Genomic DNA, 20,202 nt, shown 5'->3' with positions numbered 1-20,202 from the left:
TGCCATAGATCTCCCGTAGTGGCCGCGATCGATTTGCTCCAACCCTTTTATCGGTAGCAATGAAAAAGCTCGGACTGTCATTTAGTTCCTCATTGCGGCGAAGCAAGATCCCGGAGAGTGAACCGGAATCGGGAATGCTCCATTCCCCGGGAAGCATGCTTGGCTCTCCACCACGCGGTTGAACCCCAGTCGGTTTATCGCCAGCTGGGGTTTACTTACTGATTGAGGTTAACAGTTTGGGCTGAACAGGTTTTCTCGGTGCCAAGCAAAGTACTTCTCTCGACCTCGGAGATCCACGCCCACTTCCCTGCCTACAACTGCATTGACCTTGGTGGTGAGATCTTTGGTCATATCATTTCTGGAGGATGGGGCACCGATGACTTTTCCGTTTTCATTGACGGAGATATAGCCATGCTCGTAGAGCGCATCGCAACCCAGGACGCAGGCGAGAACGGCAATGTGCCCCCAATCAGTACGTTCCGATTCAGTAGCTTCCCTCCTGCGCTTGATGTGAGCGACATTCAGGAGGTTACTTGGATACAGTTTCCCGCAAAATACGCACTCCGCCGCTTTACGGCCTTCCAACAAGGTTGCCCGCAGGAAGCGTTGCTCCCTGCGAACGGATACCCACTGCCTGCTATCCGTCTGACCTTCGAAAAACAGTTCTGGGTCAGATACCTTGTCGGATCGATCCTTTCCCGGAGGATTAGCTAAACCGAGCGCGTTAAGGATCGCTTCGACACCATCTGCGTCATTTTCAGGCGTAAGAACGCGTATTTTTTGGAACTTTCTGTCCGACCGTCCCGAAATCCGATTAAAGGCCTCAAGCGGGAAGTAGTTTTCAGTCCACTCGTCGATGGTGACCATTAGCTCCCAGGTTGCTTCTCCGTCACCCCAGAGTTGTTTCGCAAGTCGGCGATCTTCGAACACGACTCCTACAGTGCCAACTGCATACATCGAATAGTTGCCGTAGAAGAAAACGACATCACCGGGGTTGATCTTGCCGAACTCTGCCCTATTACTAGACCGAGTACCCCATATTCTCACTCGACCATCTGGATAATGGTTTTCCAGGTTCTGTGCGGTTTGAGTAGACATCTCCGCACGAAGCCTATTGATCTCAACCGTGTTTGCGACCGTTTTAGAATAATTCTCCTTAGCAGCGTCCCCAGCTGCAGGGAAAACAATCACGTTCCGCATTCTTCTAGTCTCTCCTAAAAATCCTTATTCCTGGTTAGGAATGAAGCCGTCTGAGGTTTGTTGATATGGAAGTGATATCTCCGCCGATCTGCCGAAGAAAAGCCCGACGTAGCGCGCCCCTTCTACCGACCTATCGTGAGCTTCTTCTCTAGATCATGTAGAGGGGCAAGGGGTGGCTAGACTTGGTCGGGGTTGACGATGGACTTAAGCCAATGGTTCGTCGCGGGGTCGACTGAATACAAAGCTACGGAGTTCATGCCACGAGTCAGCAGCACGTTGTACTGGTCGCGGATGCGCTCCGCTTTCTCCGTATCGTTCTTTGCGTGCTGCGTCAGTTTCTTGTATTTAGATTGGCTGATATCGGTAGTCATTCGGCCCTCTGCCGGTGAGTACACGAAGTCCTCCCCGAAGAGAACACCAACGTTGTCGAACTCGAACCCTTGTGAGCTGAAGACAGACCCGACTTGCTCGGACCCATCAGGATTGAATGGCCAATTGGAATCGTTGGGGTAGCCGTCGATACTCTTGCGCAGATTCCAGCGCTTCTTCCAGTTACCGTCCTCGAGGATGATGTCGAAGGGCACATCATCGATGGATGTTGGTGCCGGTTTCGGCCAAGCCTGCCACTCCCAGGCGAAACCGGCCAGGAGACGATTCTGCACTGGGCGGGTCCTGATCTCATCTTGCGGATGAGACTCGGTGGCCACGAAGTACTCAACATCATCCTGGTGTGCCATCGTCAACTCCTCCAGATCGGAGGGTGAGTCCGCTACTCGCACGGTGAAGCCGTCTTGGTCATGCCACACGAGTGTCTCCAAATCAGGGTGAACCAAGTGCTTAACCCACTCCTCGTACGCTTTCGAACCCTGCGAACGATGTTGCTCAGTCAACTCGAGGTGGTAGAAGGGGACCTTGAAGTAGTCCGAGAATCCACTCTCCGCGAAATCCTTGGCCTTCTGAATGGTGAGGTAATCACCAGCGTTCGCCTGCTGGTCGGTACCCATCATCAGCACGACAACGTCGGCGGCAAGCATCAACTCCTTCAATTGGGTCCTATTGTTCGCCTCAAGCTCCTCTTGGACATGTTTGGCGTTAGCGAATCCAGTGCGAATGGTCCACTGCGAGATACGTTGCGCCTCATCGACTATCAGCAGGCGCTTCGACCCCTTGTGCTTGTCCAGATCCCAGTAGGATTTAGCCGAGGTAATCATGCCCTCCAGGGGATTCTCCTTATCAAGTTTCTTTGCCGACTTCTGCAAACTCGTGCGTAGCTGTGTGGAGTTAGTAGCAAACGAACTCTGTCTGCCTGCATGTGCCTCCAGAGCTAGCAAGTTAAGACAGATCCACGTCTTGCCCGAACCGGCCTTACCTTCGATGGCGATCAGCGCCTTACCTGACGGATTGTTCTCATCTTTTTCGGTCTTGCGCAAGATTTCCTGCACCTGGTACACCATTTCTCGCTGCTCCTCCGTTAGCGGGAAGGCCTCCGGATCACGGAAGATTACCGAAGCGGCGTCCAAAATTTCTGGCCCCTGTTCGGGGTTAGCGTCGCGTAGCGCGATCGCAGTAATTTCACCGTTGGATTCTTCGTCGAAGGTGTCTCGAATCAATTCGGTAAGACCCTCAATACCTTCGCTGTCACCAGCGAAGGTACGTACCGCATGGTTAGTCCCCGCAGTCCAGAGCGAATCAATATTCGCGGACTTGGCGTTGTGGAGGAACGCTGCACCCTCGACCAGAGCATCCGATGGATGAAACCCCTCTGTGTAGTGGGTAAGAAACCGTGCGTAATCATTTGCCTGTTCGTACGGGTGGCGTGACGTCTTGTAAACAGCACCGAAGTCGTACGCGCGACGCTTAACCGGATCCCACGATGCCTTACTCCATTGCTTTAGCTCGACAACGAGAACAGCCTTTTTGTCGCCTTTCGTACCCAACAGAACAACATCAGCACGCTGATTACCAGCCTGGTAGGGGTTGTACTCCAACGCCACCCACAAGTCGGGTCGCTCCGCTCTCTCCAAGGCTCGGGACATCGCCGGAAGACTGTTACGCCACGACCCTTCCTCACCACTGAGGATCGCCTCTGTCGACCCCTGCTCCTTCGTTCGTAACCGGGCCACGATGGAATTCAGACCGAGGGTAGAACGAGTGTCTTCAATGAACGTGTGTGCTGGCTGCAGGTAGCGCGGGTTATCCACGACCCAGCTCCTCCCGTCGGATTAATGATTTAGAACAACTTTAACTTAAGGATGCGACACATGGAGCTGGCCTTCGGACTTGCGGGCCTGTAGATATAAGACCGACGGGCTTAGTAATGGGATGGGGTCGAGGTTGATGAAAGGCACTCATCCTGAATCAAAACTCTCCGTTCCGCTTCTTGTAGTGTCACACGGATAAAGCTCTTGTATGAGGTACCCCTTGCGGGGCACCTAATGTAATTTTACGTCGTGTTTAGCTGATCTCATTGCCCGAATTAGAGAACCTGATCCGAAGCTGGTATGTGAGCGTGAAGAGACAATTTGAGACAGAACCAGCCAGCCTTCGTTCGGTCGCGTTTTGAGTACCACCCTCCCGATAATGGGGATCTTTCGTCGCGTTCGGTTCGTCACGGAGACGTGGCTAAAACCTCTCCTGCGGAGTTCATCTGAGATGGGGGACACTACTCTCTATGGTAGGGGCTACCCGAAAAGTGCCAGACGGATTTCGGTTGGCCACTCTGAGTCGGAACGCGCTAAAGGAAGAGGTCGGTCCCCGAGGTAGTCGACGGTGTTTCGGGCGATGATCTTGTGGTGGGTGCTTGGCATGGTGTCGCGTTTGTCCTCGTCCTCATCCAAACAGTGGACGTAATTGCCAAGTTCCTTATACAACTCAGAGGTGTTGTTCTATAAGGTGATAAGCACAGAGAACCTTCATTCTCTAAACATTTAGAATTAAATTTACCGCCACCAAGTTGATTGCATCTACATCGAGCTGCCGTATAACGCGAGAGTCAAGTTATGGAAGTATAACAAATGCTACTTGGGCGGGCTCCAATAGTACAATTTTCCATTGTCTTTTGTCTTTGAATTTTTGCTCAGGATAAACGAATTTTTGTTTTAAACTCGTTCCTCGTCCTGTATCTTGGAATCTCGTATTCGTCGGTTCGGAAACAGGCCAGCTTATTCATCATGTTCACTGAAAATCCGATCTAGAAATTGAATTTGAGGTCGGCAAGTCGGGAAGATATTACATCACCACCACGATCATCTTTTCCGACGAATATATCGTCGAAAATAATATGTACATTGTTGATTCATCGAAATCGTCGTTAGTGGTGTAGCAGTTGTAGGCCACACCATCGCCGACTACCGCTCCACCACCAAGAATTGCCGTCCTGATGAAGTCTTTTGTTGATGTCAAGACATCTACCGTGTCACTTTTGGTAGCTTCCACCTGCGGCGACTTTGCTTCTGCTCGCTGTGATGGCGTGTGAGCCACTTACCGGATCAGGTGGTCCTGCGCTGAAAACTTGGGAACCGCTCACGGATTGGGGTGGTCCTGTGGTAGCAGCTTGCGAGCCGCTCATTGAATCAGGCGCTGAGGGGCGAGGTCCAGTGATCCGCTAGCTCCTCCGTCGGAGGAGTGGTGGGGTCCCCCGCCGGACTGACCTTCCGACGTGAGACGCTCGATCGACGGGCGTGGGAATTGAGAGCGACGCTTGTCTTCTGCACCCGTCCGTGGCGTCGGCTGTGGACCTTGCTGTGGTGGTTCTTGTGGAGGCTCTACAGGTTGCCAAAATTGTTGCGGGGGTTGATTTCCGGGCCAGGGTTGATTAGATGGCCAGGGCTGGTTCCCCTGCTGTGGTTGATTAACGAACTGTGGTTGATTTCCGGGCCACGGGTGGTTTACCGCGCCGGGATATTCGACCGGTCCAGGTCCAGGTTGGTTTCCGGTCCACTGCTGATTTCCGTACTGTGCTTGGTTCCCCGGCCAGGGCTGGTTGACAGGCTGGGACGGATTCCCGGGCCATGGTTGATCTCCGGACGTCGGAGAATGGTTGAATTGGCCGTTAGGCGGTGGCCCATTGAAACCCTGTGGCCCATAAAAGCCTTGAGGAGGAAAGGCCGTCGTGGGTTGTGCATCCCCCGTTGTCCCAGCACCCCACTGACCATTGTTTTGAACGGTTTGCCCATTGGGTACGTTGTTCTGGTCGTTGGGTCTATTGTTGTTCTGGGGGTTGTTACCGTTCTGATTCTCGGTGTCTCCCCACGCTTCATCGTGGTGTTCCTGTCCCCATTGTTGTTCGTTCATATTTTTCAGCCTCCTTTATTTATTTAAACGTTGAGGAGGGTTCTTGGCATTACATTCTGCATAGGTGTCCTAAAAGAAACTGATTTGTTATTCGCTTGTCATCTGTTTGTGATGCCGACAATGAGGGCTTCACTTATGCTAGGAAGTGCGTCTTCAATTTCAATACGCATTTAATCCCACCATGTGGTGATGAGAGGTCGAGAAAAGCATGAAAGTGTCATCGTCCCACGCAGTCAAGGGCATTGCGTTATTAGCTAGCGCGGTCGTGCTAGCTGGATGCAACCAGGGTGGTGATAACGACAACTCTCAGGCCGCTGACCAGCCGACGTCTGTGGTTGCGAAGTCCTCCACCGCTACTCCGAGCTCTGAAAACGCGGCAGCTTCAGATGATGGCAGTAGTGCTGTCGCTGAATCTGACGAGCAAGATGCAGATAGCGACGGCAAAACTGCCGCTCAGCAGCGAAGACCTCAGGAAAGCTGCAACGACAATATTGCTGCACGGGAGTATCAAGACCACGCGGCTGAGGTTCCTCCACCTTCGTCGGGGGAATGGGATATTGATCTCTCCTCTTTTCTCGACAATCAGCCGTGTGCGGCCTTGTCTTGGGCAGTATTAGTTCCGACGTATATTGGTGACGGCAATCCTCCTACACAGGTCATGCTGTTCCATAACGGCCGATTCATAAAAACTGTGTCTCAGAAGCCGACAAACCCGCCGTATATCTCACGCGTTGATGATTCAACGATCAATGTGACTTGGGAATGGCCTAAACCAGGAGAGCCTCAGGCGGCGCCAACGGGACGGTCCATCGCCACGTTCCGGTGGGATGACCAATCCGAATCCGTCGTGATGGAAGGCGAATTACCGCCAAACTAAGTCGTGTGTGAAACCTCCCGGGCGTTATACATAATTACGCCCAGGGGGTAAACCGGGGGATCGCGTTATCGATCTAAATATCTATTGGCCGCCGGGAAACACCCACAGAAACTAAGATTTTAAACAGTAGAGCTGTATCTGGCGGTCGATAATCCTCAACCAATGGGCTCGTTTACCGCTGCGTTTCACCTCCCGAAACAAAGGCTGATTGTCATGGACCATCGAAACAATGTCCGACGGTATTTCCCATACGCTCGTAGATCGCGACATGTACGTAAGTCCTCGCATTCGCGTTTCATTTCCGCCGCTATTGTTACGCTCTCTATTCCGCTGGCAAGCGTCGCCGTCGCCAATGGTGCGCCCAGTGATTCTCCGCAGCCTGATATTCCGGCTTCTTCACAACCGAACGCGATGTGCGTCCCTTATCTCGGCGATATCAGTAAAGGGAATGGACAATTTCCTTTAGGGCTGGTCGCGCCTGATTTTGGTGATGATGGTTATGATGCCTTACCCGTCGCAAATGATAAAGACCTGCCGGAACGTATTGATTTACGAGACAACCACCAAGGTTTCAACGAAAAAATTGATGTTGCACTCCATGAGGGATCATTGGTGGTTCGTCATCGTGGAGAAGAGCAATGGCGGCATCTTCCGACCCCCGAATGTTTGGATGGAAACATTGTCAGCATGTCCATCAACGGTGATTCTCTCATCGCGCTGGATAAAGATGGCTGGATGTACACGCTGAGTAATTTGCTTTCGAGCCCGACACGATGGGGTTGGATCAGAGCCTGGGGAGGGCCGGTGTGGTTGGGGAAGGGTTTGCAATCGCCCACCACTGAGGAAGGGAAATGGTCGTTTACTCTGATCGACAACAATGTGGATAAAACATATTCCACGCCCGACGGTAAAGAACAGCCGATCTCGTATGCCAAAGTCACCCAAGTAGTCGCACTCGGCCAAGACGGATCGCATCTTTACAGCCTTGATCCGTGGCTTGCGCGTGATTATTCCTACGAAATCGGTACGCCATTTAACTCGCGTTTCCAAGCAGAATCTGTGTCAGCATCAGGATCGGTCATTTTTATTACCAATAAATACGGTGATATGTATACGAAGTTGTCCGACTATGACGTTCGCGGTGCCGACCCAGCTCAATTCCGCTACCAATGGAACGATCCCAACAATCCGGACGAGCGCCCGTCGGCAACTAATGCCCTTCAACAGCGATTGGATAACAACACAGCGCCGATAGCGATTGAAGGGCAAGAGTGGACTCACCAGCCAAAAATTCCTGGCACAATCACGAGCAGGATTTCTATCCACACGACTGCACCAGGCTCAACGAACCGCGAACTCAGGGTAGAGGGCACGAATTCGGATGGCGAATCGGGCTATTGGCACAAAGCTCTTGACGATAAAAACTGGGCCTTCACCGCAACCGGTTTACCGCTAGAGGGGAAGAAACTTGAAAACTCCTCCGCTGATCGAAGCGCAGATACATTGGCGGACGAATCTCCCTTTAGTTACGAGGGGAAAGTAACCGACAATGCGTCATTAAGCATCGATCACTTCGACTACGCAAGTGAGAAGCATGACATCAATGTGACGATCAATGGTAAGAAGTATCCGCTGTTCCTAGAGACCGTCGATGGTCGCTTGGGAACTCCTTTATCGCAGCGTGTGTTGCCAGTCGAAGGAGAATTCGGAAGGAGGCCCGCAGGATTGGTCGAAGGGATCCCACGAAATTACGTGGCGGCAATACGTGTCCCGCAGGAAACTAAGCAGGCCGCAGAACATGACCCCGAGTTGAAGAGTTTTCTGGACACATATCTCAAAGGCGAAGACCCGCACCAAATATTCGCGCGGGTCACTCCGAGTGAATTCCAGATTATTAATTCACCAGTGAAAGATGTGGCGGTACCGGCTCCCGGGGCCGTGGCAACTCTGAAATCAGTGGAATAGAGCCGGATTCGTCTCTAATACTTAGAGGTGTTTATAGGTTTCCCACGGTCTCCCGGACAGCGTCGACTATCTCACCGCGCGTTGTCGCGTCGCGGAGGTGAGTGCGGAAATTGTCTCTCATCAGGGCACGGGCAAGTTGGGCAAGAATCTTCATGTGTTTCTTATTCGCCCCTTCAGGAACGGCAATGAGGAACACAAAATGCACGGTCGTGTTATCCGGGCTGTTCCAGTCGACACCAACGCCCGGAATCCGGGCGAACAACACCGTCGGCGTTGTGACGCCAGCTACCCGCGCATGAGGAATCGCCACTTCATTTCCCACCGCCGTCGTCGATTGCTCCTCGCGAGCCAGCGCTGCCTGGATCACTGCTTCACCATCGGTAATTCGTCCGGCCGACACAGCGTGGTCTACCAAACCGCGGATGATGTCTTCGCGATCTCCAGAAGGGGCGTCATCGTCCAGGACAACGAGCGTTTCGTCGATAAGGTGAGGAGCATCTGCTGTCTCAGCGCGCTTGGTGCCGGAAACAACACCGTCAGGTTCAGCGCTGGTAGTAGTGCCAGTGTTCCGCGGGTTAGAAGAATCAGTAGAAGAATCAGCAACAGCACTATCGTCACTCGCGCCAGACGCTGTCGTCGAAGAATTCTTACTCCGGGACATACTTATTTGTGTCAGCCCGATCATGACGGCGATCGTCGTCGCGATACCGGCGAGCACGGCGATGAAGAACCACACAACGCCGTCGATAGCCCCCAACACGGCAACGATAGGTCCGCCGTGCATGACGTTATCTTTCACACCCCATAAACCGGCAAGTGCACCGGCCACGGCTCCACCAATAACATTGGCCGGAATAACCTGAAACGGACGAGCCGCTGCAAAAGGAATAGCGCCCTCCGTAATACCAAAACATCCCATGATCAGGGCAGCTATGCCAGCATCTTTTTCAGGCTTAGTAAACCATTGTCGGCGAATAAAAGTAATAACGCCCATTGCCAGCGGCGGGACCGCAATAGCCGCCGCGTTCATCCCCATAGGTGCAGCATTTCCGGCAGCAATTAAACCGCCACCGAAAAGAAACGCCGTTTTATTAAACGGACCGCCCATGTCAAAAGCGATCATTGCACCCAAGACAGCACCTAGCACCACAGAAGACGTGCCATCCATGCTGGCCAGCCAGTGCGTCAGGGCGTCGAAAAGCGATGCAATCGGTGCGCCGATGACATAAATAACAAGCAGACCAACAATGAGTGTGGTCACAATCGGAATGACAATAATCGGCCAAATAGGCGCCACATACTTATTAACGGGAATCTTTCGAATAGCCAATGCTACGTAGCCGGACAAAATCCCCGTGACAATGCCACCAATAAATCCAGTGCCCGCCTCGGAGCCATACAGCGAACCAGTCACGGCCACCATGCCGGTGATAAAACCGGGCGCCAACGCAGACCGGTCCGCAATACCTTCCGCGATATAGGCCGATAACACCGGCACCATTAGGCTGAACGCTAGTGTGCCCAGCTGATTAATGTCGTACCAAAAGCTGTCCTTTGGTATTTGCATTCCTTCCGATGTTGGGTGGCCACCCAAGGACAGCGCTACGGCAATGAGCAACCCGCCCGTCACCACGAAGGGGATCATGCGCGATACTCCAGCCATTAAAGCTCGATAGATCACTGTCGCAGGGTTCAATGATTCGCCGCTCATCGATCCGCTCGCTGATCCGTTCATTGCCGCTCCATCGGTGGCGTCGGGGGAGAGGCTGCTTCCGGAAACTCCACGACCACCGGCGCCCCCGCCATAGTCGCCGCCGCGCCCCGACTTTCCCCTGCCAGGCTGCCCCCACCGTGGAGCGACCAGCGCGCGCCGAAGAAGATCATCAGGATGGCTGATTGCAGCATCAACACCCGTCGTGATCAGCCGTTTATTGACAAACCGCTCTGTGTCGATCGCAATATCCGCCGCAATAATCACGGCATCTGCCGACTCAATATCCGCATGAGAAAAGGCATTATCGACGCCGATCGAGCCGTGAGTTTCCACCTTGATCGTCGCGCCGGCCTCCTTGGCCGCTGCCTCGAGTTTCTCCGCGGCCATATACGTGTGCGCTATACCCGTCGGACATGCAGTAATGGCCAGGATCGTTGATCCCGCGACCGTGGGGTTCTCCCCGTCAACGGCGTTTTTCTCGTTAACGGTGCTCCCGTCAACGGCGGCCGTTCCCCCTAATGACGGCTCCCTATTTCCATCTGTACTCATGAGAACGACTCTAGTTTTAGACACTCCGGCCGGCTCAACCGATACAAATCTCGATTCGGTCGCTATACATATCCGTCCAGAAAGTCGACATACATACAGAAAGTCGCTATGCATATCGCTCAGAAAACTGACTTAAGACGCCAATGGCTATACCGTTATTAGATGGCAAGGGAGGGTTACACCTCCGTCGAACTACGAAGGGCTCACATTGTGCCAGCCTCATCTCATAGCTCTCCGCCGGATCAGTCCGGTTCCTCACCCCGCCAGCACTCTGCAGGATCGTCACATCCGCGCCGCGGCACCCCACAACACGTCGGCCAGGCGTTAAAACGAGCCGTCAACCCGGAACCGCGGCTGCACCCAGGGCTCATCCCCGGCCTTAGTGTGGAAGACACAGACCGGAAATTCCCCACCAATAAAACCGTGTTTGTTGTTGCGCTCACCGTAGCCGTAGCGGTGGTTGTATGGGCGGCCGTCGCGCCGGGGAGCATCAGCGTAGTCGGCGCTGACATGCAAGAATGGATCACCACTCACTTCGCGTGGCTGTTGGGCGGTCTCATGATTGCGGTCCTTCTTTTCATGCTGATTGTGGGGTACGGCCCCACCGGGAATATTAAATTGGGTGCCGACGATTCCCGCCCGGATTATTCCACCGGGTCGTGGATCGCCATGTTATTCGCGGCAGGCCTTGGCATCGGCTTGGTGTTCTATGGGCCGCTGGAACCCCTGACGCATCTACTCGACCCGACCCCAGCCACCGACGCCAAGGCTGGCACGATGGCCGCGGTGCTGCCGTCGATGTCAACTACAATCCTGCACCAGGCCAGTTTGGCGTGGGCGATTTACGCCTTCGTCGGTGGCGCTATTGCGTATTCGTCGTATCGACGCGGCCGCCTTCCACTCATCTCCTCCATCTTTGAGCCTGTTTTTCCGAATGGGACGCACAAAATTCTTGGCGGAATTATTGATATCTTCGCCGTTCTTGTCACTCTATTTGGAACTGCGATCTCTCTCGGGATCGGTGCACTACAAATCCGCACAGGAACGTCACTATTAACCGGGAAAGAAATTCACGGAAACGCTTTCCTGATTGGGGCGATGGTTCTTCTTACCGTGGTGTTTATTTTTTCTGCAGTAAGTGGGATTAAGCGTGGAATCCGGATGCTATCGAACGCCAACATGGTCATCGTGGTGGCTTTGGCCGCTTTCGCATTACTCACCGGCCCCACCTTGTTCATTCTGGATCTCTTTCCCACCTCTATTTACGCGCTATTCCACAATTTCATGGCGATGATGTCCATTTCACCGAGCCAAGGCGACTCCGAGAAAGAATTCTTGACCTCGTGGACCACGATGTATTGGGCATGGTGGGTGTCCTGGTCGCCATTCGTCGGAATGTTTATTGCGAAAATTTCGAAAGGGCGAACGCTGCGCCAGTTCACCACTGTGGTGATTTTTGTCCCCGCGCTCATTTCCACCGCGTGGTACACGATTTATGGTGGCACTGCCATGTGGATGAATATCAAAGGCCCTGGTCTCGACGTTAAAGGCTCGGGCGAAAACGTGATGTTCGATCTGCTGGATAATCTTCCTTTGACCCCCATAACATCGACCGTCGTTCTCATTGCGGTCGTGATCTTCTTTACGACGGCCGCTGATTCAGCTACCAATGTGGTCGGTTCGATGTCCCAGTCGGGTCGAGCCCTGCCGTCCACCCCGATAACGATCATGTGGGGAGTCACTCTTGGGCTCATCGCGATCTTCCTGCTACTGGCGGGCGGCAAAGATGCGCTCTCGGGATTGCAATCGATCATGGTGACCAGCGCGTTCCCGTTCGTGTTCATTGTCATCGGGATTATGATTGCGTGGGCGAAGGATTTGCGCCAGGACCCGTACATGATTCGGCGCACCTACGCGAGAGAAGCGATTTCGCGCGGTGTGCATCGCGGCATCGACATGTATGGGGATGACTTCGTGTTTGGCACCTCGCGCGTCCCGTCAGAGCAGGGAGCGGGCGCTAAATTCCATAGCGACGATCCATCATTGACGGACTGGTACGTCGACCATCGAGGTGCGCGCGCCGATGAGGAAGACGAATAACGTCAAACGATAAGGCTGAGCAGCATAATCGAGACCAGCCCCGTCACGGACAAAATTGTCTCCATGAGAGACCATGTTTTGAAGGTCTGCCCGACAGTCATCCCAAAGTACTCTTTGACCAGCCAGAACCCGGCGTCGTTGACGTGTGAGAGGAATACTGAGCCGACGCCAATAGCCAGCACAAGCAGGGCTGTGTGCGTGTCGGTCAGGTTGGCGGCGGCGGGAGCCATGATTCCGGCGGTGGTAATCGTCGACACCGTCGCGGAACCAGTAGCTAACCGAATCGCCACGGCGACCAGCCATCCGGCCAGGATGGGGGAGAGTCCCACGCCGTGGATCCAATCGCCAATGACCGTGGCCACACCCGTCTCGACCAGCGTTTCTTTGAAGCCGCCACCGGCTCCCACAATTAGAAGAATTCCCGCAATGGGCCCGAAAGAACCGCCGGCGACGTCGGATGTTTCCTTCAGCGAATGTCCGGTGCGCAGGCCCAGCATGATCATTGCGTAAAACGTCGTAATGAGGAGAGCAACCAGTGGTTCACCGACAAAGTCGAGTGCATTGCCGAAGGCGCTCCCCTTGTCAATACCGACTGTTTCCTCGACGGTCCTGGCCAGCATCAACACAACGGGAAGTAAAATAACGGAGACGCCGACGCCAAATGAGGGGCGGGATTCGCGCGGAATGTTTTTATCCGTATCGAACGTGTCCGGCGCCGGCACGGGCACCCATTTCGCCATGAACCGCGCCGAAATCGGCCCAGAAATAATGACCGTCGGGATGGCGACGATCAGCCCCAGGCCCAAGGTGAGCCCAAGGTTGGCGGATAGGGAATCGATGGCAATAAGGGGACCAGGGTGCGGCGGGATCAAACCGTGCAAGGCCGATAACCCGGCGAGCGCGGGAATACCCAGCAACACCACCGGCACGTGAACACGCCGTGCCACCAGCATCACCACGGGGATGAGGAGGACCAGGCCGACCTCGAAGAACAGTGGAATACCGATGAGGAACGCCAGTGTCGCCATTACCCAGGGGAGGCGGTGCTCCGATGTGTGCTCGAGGAACGTGTCAACGATCTCGTCCGCCGCGCCGGTCTCAACCAGCAGTGCGCCGATAATCGCACCGAGCGCGATGAGAACTCCGACGCCACCAACCGTCGACCCCATACCCGACGAAAAAGCGGTGAATGTATCGGTCAGCGTGATGCCGGCCAGGAGCGCGAGTGCCCCGGAGCCGATGAGTAGTGACAAGAACGGATGTAGTTTCAGCCACGTAATCAGCACAATGATGAGCGCGATGCTCACGCAGGCTGCCATGATGAGTTGCCCGTGGGAGGCGTGCGCAGTGACGGTGGAGTCGGCTGCAAGCGGAGTGAGCATTACTCGTGACCTCCGGTGTTGGCACTTCGCTGAGCAATCGCCAGCACCTGTTTATCCAGTTCCTCAATGGTCTGGGAAATGTCGAGGGTAATTCCGTTCTCGTCCCCCTCCAATGTTTCCAGTGTGTCGAACTGTGATGGCAATAGTGAGCGAGGCATAAAGTGGCCCGACCGCAGTTCCATCCTGTTCGCGATAAGTTCCATAGGCCCATCGAGGTGCACGAAGAGCACATTGCCGTGGGCCTGGCTGAGCAGATCGCGGTAGGCGCGTTTCAGAGCAGAGCAGGTCACGACGGTTGACTCGCCGGCGTCGCCGTGCTTGGACATCCAATCTCGTAGGGCCCGCAGCCACGGCCAGCGGTCGTCGTCGGTGAGCGGGATCCCAGATTCCATCTTCTGGATATTTGATTGTGGGTGAAAATCATCGGCCTCCGCGTAGGGAAAGCCGGTCGAATCATGGAGATGCTGGGCAACGGACGTTTTCCCACTGCCACTAACCCCCATGACGACAATATGGAGAGGCGCTGAAAGGTCCATAGTCGCTCCTTGTCGATATGTGGTTCAGCTCACTTAATGCCGCGTAGGAGCCGAGGATCACACCTAACCGTACTCATGGACCGGACATAACCCACGCATGGCTGGGGGTTCCTCCCGCGTTTCCACCCCCGACGTTGGCTCATGCGATGGCGTGAGTGGTAAATCATGCACGTGAACGACGGTTATATCGCCACGACGGTTACCCCCGCTATTGTCGTGTCCGGTGTCGGCGAAGAGGTAGGTGACCCTTCGCGAAGGCAGGTGAACCTTATTGCCGAGGAGTCCACACGACGGGGTCGCGTGATATCGCATCGAGGTTGATGGCCTGCAGAAGTTCGGGTGCCGACGAGCACTCCGGGTGGCCGAGGGAGTGTGCTATCCACGCCCATGCTGTGTCGTGGCCGAGCTCACGTATCGTGACCGCACCGTCGCGCTTAGCTAAACGTTTGAGCTGGTGATCGGTGTCCTCATGGCCTTTCATCTGTTGCCTAGTGACGACGAGGGGTACGTGGTCGTACCTCCAGCGTGTGGGATGAATAGCCGGTGTGGGGAAGGCGTTAGCACCCCACGGGTACAACACCGTAGCCAGGAAGTTTTGGCTCGGCGCGGATGAGAGAAGATCATCGCCGCGCGTGATCTGGTCAATGCCCATAGTGAGATCATCGACGACGACGGCCAGGTTGTACGCCCAATTGCCGTCCCCACGGTGAAGGACAATGTCATCGACGGGGCCCGAATAATCGGTGGGAACACTAGATGGTGTGGGAACATTAGATGGTGTGGAATCAGAATGTTGACCGTGCGTAGCGAAATCCTCGTGGATAGTCCACTGTCCTGGGATGGATGAGGGGCTACCGCCCACGGCGGCGTGGTCATGATCTGCGATGGCCTCAAACGCCGCGTGGGCGTTAAAACGAAGTGCAGGTTTACGCCCTTGTGCAGCAAGTTTGGCGCGCTGCTCCTGACGTTGTTCGTCGGTAAGGTCCCTGCATGTCCCCGGGTATAGTCCGGGGGTTACATGCGGTGCACGTGACGCTTCCCGGATGTCTTTCCGCGAGCAATAACATTCGTATACCCAGCCACGCTCGGCTAGCCAGTGGAGGGCATCGTCGTACATAGGAAAATGATCGGATTGTTTGATGGGGCCGCCGTCCCAATCCATGCCGAATGAGTCAAGGTCTTCCATCTGGTCGAGCGCGGCACTGTGTTGGGAGCGTTGTTGATCGATATCTTCGATGCGGTAGAGCATGCGTCGGCCCGTTGAGCGCGCACAAAGCCAGGCCAGAGTGTATGTGCGCAGATTGCCAAGGTGAAAATCTCCGGACGGACTAGGGGCGAAACGGCCCGCTCCAGGTGTTGAGGTTGCCCGTGGGGCTTGCGTGTTTTCCTGTGCTATACCCACTGTGTATCCACTATTTCCACTCCGGTGCGCGCCCACCATTGGCATAATACCGACCGAGAAATTCATCACGGAATTCGTGGAAACGGTCCTCGATGAGAGCCTGCCGTGCATTGTGCACCAGTGACACAATGAATTGAATGTTATGAATACTGCACAGAGTTCCCGCTAAAAACTCTTTAGCTTTGAGCAAATGGTGGATATACGCACGGGAATACTGGCTCACGTACCCCTCTAATTCATTGTCGATAGGACGAAAATCTCGCGTAAACCGTGCTGTCTTCAAACTCAACCGGCCATCTAGCGTATATACACCCCCGCGCCGACCCAGCCGCGTGGGGGACACGCAATCGAAAGTATCAGCTCCGGCCTCTATTGCGGTGAATAAATCATCGGGCTCGCTAATTCCTAATAAGTGACGCGGTTTATTTTCCGGCAGAACGTCAGTCACCCATCCGACGATCGTTCCCAACGCGCTTTTTTCCAAAGCGCCGCCGATTCCGAAACCACCGAATCCGCGACGGCCCTCAGCCTCGAACTGGTCTGACATATCGACCAATGATTGCGCAGCGTGGCGTCGTAAATCTTCATATTGAGCGCCCTGAACCACGCCCCACAAGGATTGAAGTGGCTTACCGACGCGGGCCTCCGTTAGCCGGTTATGTTCCTCGAGGCACCGCTGAGCCCAGCGTCGGGTTCGCTCCACCGACTCTTCTTGGTATTCCCGCGAATCCATGAGGGTTGTCAGCTCATCGAACGCGAACATTATGTCGGCGCCTAATCCATGTTGGATTTGCATCGATTTTTCGGGTGTAAAGCGATGTTTGGATCCGTTAATAACGCTGCGGAAATTAACTCCGTCGTCATCAACATGAGCGTAACGCTCTTTATGCCGGGCTTTAACATCCTCCGGTTTAATATCCTTGGTGTCCATGGCCAACACCTTTTTAAACCCGACGCCCAAGCTCATCACCTGAAACCCGCCAGAATCTGTGTATGTCGGGCCATGCCAATTCTCAAATGCGGCGACGCCACCGGCCTCATCGATCAGATCAGGGCCCGGCTGAAGATAAAGATGATAGGCGTTAGAGAGGATCGCTTGAGCACCGGTTGCTCTGATTTGCTCTGGAGTTAGCATTTTTACCGTTGCTTTTGTTGCCACAGGAATAAAAGCTGGTGTGGGAATATCGCCGTGAGGAGTATGGATCACTCCGGCACGTGCTTTTCCCGCGGAATTTATGACGTCGAATGACGTATCAGTGGCACGTGAGCCCGCTACGGTAGGGGATTCAGTCATGACAGCAAGAGTAGCAACGGCGCGCCCACAGGCACGAAGCTCAGTGCCTCGAGCACTATTTGGCTGTGGTCACCGTGGGGTTCGTCAGCTCTGCCACCATTGGCGCTCAGGGACTGCCATCGTGCCGTCTTGAAGAGGCTTCACCCCCAGGGCCTGGTGTAGCTGCACAATATTGTGGTCAAAACCCCAGGCAGACCCAGCCATATAGACTCCATAGAGTTTTGCAGTAGCCTCAGTTACTTCTCTACAGGCTGCGTCCCAATTCTCTTCTAAGTTGCTGCACCAGGCTTGGAGTGTTCGGGCGTAGTGAGGGCGTAAGTTTTCCTCGTGCATCACTTCAAAACCCGCACCCTGCATATTCGCAATAATATTTCCTGAACAGTGTAATTCTCCGTCAGGGAAAATATAGCGATCAAGGAACGGGCCAGCATTGGTCTTGGCTTCATTAATCGGGCGAGTAATGCAGTGGTTGAGTATCAATCCGCCCGGCCGAAGCTTGTTAAAAAGGAATGAAAAGAAATCGTGGTAGTTAGCCGTACCGATGTGCTCTAGAATTCCGATAGCGGAGATAGCATCGAAATCTGTTTCCGGAATGTCTCGATAGTCTTGGAACCGAACTTCGGCATGGTCGCTAAGCCCCTGACGAGCAATTTCTTCATTAGCCCACTCGGCTTGTTCACGCGACAACGTTGCACCGATCGCCGTGACTCCGTGGCGGGCAGCATAGTGAACCATTCCGCCCCATCCGCAGCCGACATCAAGAAGCGTGTCCCCCGGTTGTAAGCGTAATTTATCGAAAATAAGACGGTATTTATTTTCTTGCGCTTCCTCAAGGGTAGCGGATGGATCCGGATAATAAGCGCACGTATAGGTCATCGACGGCCCTAAAAACAACTCGTAAAATCTATTCGAGACGTCATAATGGTGGCTAATTGATTCTGCGTCACGTTGCTGAGAATGTCGAGATAGACCGTCAATAGCTCGCTGCCAAAACGGCACCATTTCCTGCGGAGGTTGAGGCAAATTCCGGAAGGCATCTAGTGCCGCCAAGGAACCAATAATCCGACGAATTGTGGATGGCGAGAGCTTTTTTAGACGAACAGTCCGCAATACCCCGAACAAATCGTAGGGATTAGCAGGATGGGTGCCGCTCACTCGCAAATTATTGGTTAAATACGCGCGAGCAAGGCCTAATTCACCTGGGGCTGTCGCGATATAGGCTAAGCCGTCTTTAGTGATGTGGATTCCCATCTCGCTGGGGGCGGCACCGTGTGCACCGTTATTCGTCACACCGGCCGAGGATCCGTCAAAAGCGGTCACACGAATGGGAAAGTCAGCGATGGCGTCGATGATGTCACCCACCGTCATGGGATGTGACGCGGGCCGAATCAATGTAGTCAAAGGGGTGCTGAGCAGAGCCGACATGATCGTCGGATCAGCACCGACCATGCTGGATGCGTGGCGGGCAAGTCCGGGAATCTTCACCATGACGTTTAACTGTACTAATAGCTACGGCTACTAGCTACGCTTTCCACCAGGGGCGGAGCGGAAGATTCCATGTACCGTCGTCGGGGAGCTTCTGGCCCAACACTTGATGGAGCTGAATAATATTGTGGTCGAATCCCCACTCGGAGCCGGCCATATACAGACCGAACAAACGTGCCGTGGAAGGCTCTACCAAAGTGGTGGCTTCATCCCAATTCTTTTGAAGATTCAGGCACCAATCACGCAGCGTGCGGGCATAATGAGGCCTCAAATCTTCCTCATGAATAACATCAAACCCGACGTCCTGCATGCGGGAAATAATGGTGCCCGCGCCGGTGAGTTCACCATCAGGGAAAATGTAGCGTCCAATGAACTGTCCCGTCCGGGTTGGGCGGTTGTGTGGACGGGTGATGCAGTGGTTAAGCATCATTCCTTCAGGCCGTAATTTGTCATAAAGGAAGCTGAAGAACGATCGATAATTCTTCGGCCCAATGTGCTCCAGGATCCCGATGGCGGAAATAGCGTCAAAATCACTCTCTGAAACATCGCGATAGTCCTGGTAACGAACCTCCGCAAAGTCCTCCAGGCCTTGGCGCTTAATCTCTTCATTTGCCCAGTCAGCTTGCGCCCGCGACAAGGTCACACCCAACGCATGAACACCATGCTTGGCCGCGTAGCGGACCATTCCGCCCCAACCACAACCGACATCAAGAAGACGATCCCCTTCTTTCAGCCGCAACTTGTCAAACACCAACCGGTATTTGTTTTCCTGGGCCTCTTCCAATGTTGCATTCTCATTGGGGTAACACGCACAGGTGTACGTCATGGAGGGCCCTAAGAAATGCTCGTAAAAATCATTAGAGACGTCATAATGATGGCTAATCGCTTGTGCATCGCGAGCCTTAGAGTGCCGACGAGTCGACTTCGCGAGCCCCTCCATCGCACCCCGAAGAGCCTTGTGCCACCCAGGGATAACTTCCTGGTGGGGAATGGGAAGGCGTCGGAAAGCATGATGATTGCGTAGCTCACGAATCAGCGTGGCAATCATTCGAGGATTCTTAGAGATAGAAACGGTCGAGTACGCCTTTTGTAAATCGTCGAAAAGGACATATGGATGGGCAGGGTGAGATCCGTTGCCCTCAACAGTCAACGTGCCCGTCACGTACGCGCGGGCCAGCCCTAAATCGCCCGGTGCCGTCGCGATATAGGCCAGAGCATCTTCGTTCTCTAAACGGACAGTAATATCGCCTGACCCGATGGAGCTTCCGTCATAAGCCTCTATCGTGAATGGCAGTGGCCCCTTTGTAATAGATGCGATGATATCTGCGACAGTCATACTCAATGCGCCTGACTCTTTTCTCTTCTCTCGTGGGGTTTACGGTTGGCGCAATGGCGTTGCCCCTCA

General features: G+C 54.1%; 15 protein-coding genes. 3 read left to right on the top strand and 12 right to left on the bottom strand.

The window, feature by feature from the left end; genetic code table 11:
* Positions 1-228 precede the first annotated feature (228 nt).
* From I6J23_RS02695 to I6J23_RS02680, 5 genes are all read right to left on the bottom strand, one after another.
* Positions 229-1,200, bottom strand: a complete 972-nt coding sequence (locus tag I6J23_RS02695) for a hypothetical protein (protein WP_204582423.1) — start codon at positions 1,198-1,200, stop codon at positions 229-231.
* Positions 1,201-1,376: 176 nt separating this feature from the next.
* Positions 1,377-3,401, bottom strand: coding sequence for a DNA/RNA helicase domain-containing protein (locus I6J23_RS02690; RefSeq protein ID WP_204582422.1), 2,025 nt, complete (start codon positions 3,399-3,401; stop codon positions 1,377-1,379).
* A gap of 480 nt (positions 3,402-3,881) precedes the next feature.
* Positions 3,882-4,007 carry a hypothetical protein gene (locus I6J23_RS10810; protein WP_275431239.1) on the bottom strand — a complete coding sequence of 42 codons (126 nt, stop codon included), beginning with the start codon at positions 4,005-4,007 and terminating at the stop codon, positions 3,882-3,884.
* Positions 4,008-4,428: 421 nt separating this feature from the next.
* Positions 4,429-4,680 (bottom strand): hypothetical protein, encoded by a 252-nt coding sequence (locus tag I6J23_RS02685; RefSeq protein WP_204582421.1) that lies wholly within the window; start codon positions 4,678-4,680, stop codon positions 4,429-4,431.
* 84 nt (positions 4,681-4,764) lie between these two features.
* Positions 4,765-5,493, bottom strand: coding sequence for a hypothetical protein (locus I6J23_RS02680; protein WP_204582420.1), 729 nt, complete (start codon positions 5,491-5,493; stop codon positions 4,765-4,767).
* A gap of 208 nt (positions 5,494-5,701) precedes the next feature.
* Here I6J23_RS02680 and I6J23_RS02675 point away from each other — a divergent pair, with 208 nt between their 5' ends.
* Positions 5,702-6,370, top strand: a complete 669-nt coding sequence (locus I6J23_RS02675; protein WP_204582419.1) for an LppP/LprE family lipoprotein — start codon at positions 5,702-5,704, stop codon at positions 6,368-6,370.
* Between the two features lie 213 nt (positions 6,371-6,583).
* Positions 6,584-8,335, top strand: a complete 1,752-nt coding sequence (locus I6J23_RS02670; protein WP_204582418.1) for a hypothetical protein — start codon at positions 6,584-6,586, stop codon at positions 8,333-8,335.
* 31 nt (positions 8,336-8,366) lie between these two features.
* Here the strand turns inward: I6J23_RS02670 and I6J23_RS02665 are convergent, their stop codons facing one another.
* Positions 8,367-10,598 carry a fructose-specific PTS transporter subunit EIIC gene (locus I6J23_RS02665; RefSeq protein ID WP_275431238.1) on the bottom strand — a complete coding sequence of 744 codons (2,232 nt, stop codon included), beginning with the start codon at positions 10,596-10,598 and terminating at the stop codon, positions 8,367-8,369.
* 162 nt (positions 10,599-10,760) lie between these two features.
* Between I6J23_RS02665 and I6J23_RS02660 the strand changes: the two genes are divergently transcribed.
* Positions 10,761-12,698: a BCCT family transporter gene (locus tag I6J23_RS02660; RefSeq protein WP_239454959.1), complete on the top strand. Its 1,938-nt coding sequence runs from the start codon at positions 10,761-10,763 to the stop codon at positions 12,696-12,698.
* A gap of 2 nt (positions 12,699-12,700) precedes the next feature.
* On the opposite strand, the gene I6J23_RS02655 is transcribed toward I6J23_RS02660, so the two are convergent.
* The 6 genes from I6J23_RS02655 to I6J23_RS02630 all read right to left on the bottom strand — a co-directional run bounded on the left by I6J23_RS02655 (position 12,701) and on the right by I6J23_RS02630 (position 20,133).
* A complete protein-coding gene (locus tag I6J23_RS02655; protein WP_204582417.1) occupies positions 12,701-14,080 on the bottom strand; it encodes a GntP family permease in 1,380 nt (459 codons plus the stop codon).
* Positions 14,080-14,616 carry a gluconokinase gene (locus I6J23_RS02650; protein ID WP_204582416.1) on the bottom strand — a complete coding sequence of 179 codons (537 nt, stop codon included), beginning with the start codon at positions 14,614-14,616 and terminating at the stop codon, positions 14,080-14,082. The genes I6J23_RS02655 and I6J23_RS02650 overlap by 1 nt, the downstream gene beginning before the upstream one ends.
* A gap of 268 nt (positions 14,617-14,884) precedes the next feature.
* Positions 14,885-16,018, bottom strand: coding sequence for a glutamate--tRNA ligase family protein (locus I6J23_RS02645; RefSeq protein WP_239454958.1), 1,134 nt, complete (start codon positions 16,016-16,018; stop codon positions 14,885-14,887).
* 10 nt (positions 16,019-16,028) lie between these two features.
* The gene (gene tgt, locus I6J23_RS02640) at positions 16,029-17,312 is read right to left on the bottom strand and encodes a tRNA guanosine(34) transglycosylase Tgt (RefSeq protein ID WP_046201897.1); all 1,284 of its coding nucleotides are present in this window, start codon (positions 17,310-17,312) and stop codon (positions 16,029-16,031) included.
* A gap of 84 nt (positions 17,313-17,396) precedes the next feature.
* Positions 17,397-18,800, bottom strand: coding sequence for a class I SAM-dependent methyltransferase (locus I6J23_RS02635; RefSeq protein ID WP_239454957.1), 1,404 nt, complete (start codon positions 18,798-18,800; stop codon positions 17,397-17,399).
* Between the two features lie 34 nt (positions 18,801-18,834).
* Positions 18,835-20,133, bottom strand: coding sequence for an SAM-dependent methyltransferase (locus I6J23_RS02630; RefSeq protein ID WP_204582415.1), 1,299 nt, complete (start codon positions 20,131-20,133; stop codon positions 18,835-18,837).
* Positions 20,134-20,202 lie beyond the last annotated feature (69 nt).

This window comes from Corynebacterium kroppenstedtii, assembly GCF_016894245.1.
GTDB lineage: Bacteria > Actinomycetota > Actinomycetes > Mycobacteriales > Mycobacteriaceae > Corynebacterium.
Note: the sequence above shows the minus strand (reverse complement) of the source record. Positions and strands in the feature narration are given on the sequence as shown.

Bases quoted from the DNA above. Each gene is read 5' to 3' on its own strand.
- I6J23_RS02695 (WP_204582423.1), bottom strand. From the start codon at position 1,200: ATGCGGAACGTGATTGTTTTCCCTGCAGCTGGGGACGCTGCTAAGGAG.
- I6J23_RS10810 (WP_275431239.1), bottom strand. From the start codon at position 4,007: ATGCCAAGCACCCACCACAAGATCATCGCCCGAAACACCGTCGACTAC.
- I6J23_RS02680 (WP_204582420.1), bottom strand. From the start codon at position 5,493: ATGAACGAACAACAATGGGGACAGGAACACCACGATGAAGCGTGGGGA.
- I6J23_RS02675 (WP_204582419.1), top strand. From the start codon at position 5,702: ATGAAAGTGTCATCGTCCCACGCAGTCAAGGGCATTGCGTTATTAGCT.
- I6J23_RS02670 (WP_204582418.1), top strand. From the start codon at position 6,584: ATGGACCATCGAAACAATGTCCGACGGTATTTCCCATACGCTCGTAGA.
- I6J23_RS02665 (WP_275431238.1), bottom strand. From the start codon at position 10,598: ATGAGTACAGATGGAAATAGGGAGCCGTCATTAGGGGGAACGGCCGCC.
- I6J23_RS02660 (WP_239454959.1), top strand. From the start codon at position 10,761: ATGGCAAGGGAGGGTTACACCTCCGTCGAACTACGAAGGGCTCACATT.
- I6J23_RS02655 (WP_204582417.1), bottom strand. From the start codon at position 14,080: ATGCTCACTCCGCTTGCAGCCGACTCCACCGTCACTGCGCACGCCTCC.
- I6J23_RS02650 (WP_204582416.1), bottom strand. From the start codon at position 14,616: ATGGACCTTTCAGCGCCTCTCCATATTGTCGTCATGGGGGTTAGTGGC.
- tgt (WP_046201897.1), bottom strand. From the start codon at position 17,312: ATGACTGAATCCCCTACCGTAGCGGGCTCACGTGCCACTGATACGTCA.
- I6J23_RS02635 (WP_239454957.1), bottom strand. From the start codon at position 18,800: ATGGTGAAGATTCCCGGACTTGCCCGCCACGCATCCAGCATGGTCGGT.
- I6J23_RS02630 (WP_204582415.1), bottom strand. From the start codon at position 20,133: ATGACTGTCGCAGATATCATCGCATCTATTACAAAGGGGCCACTGCCA.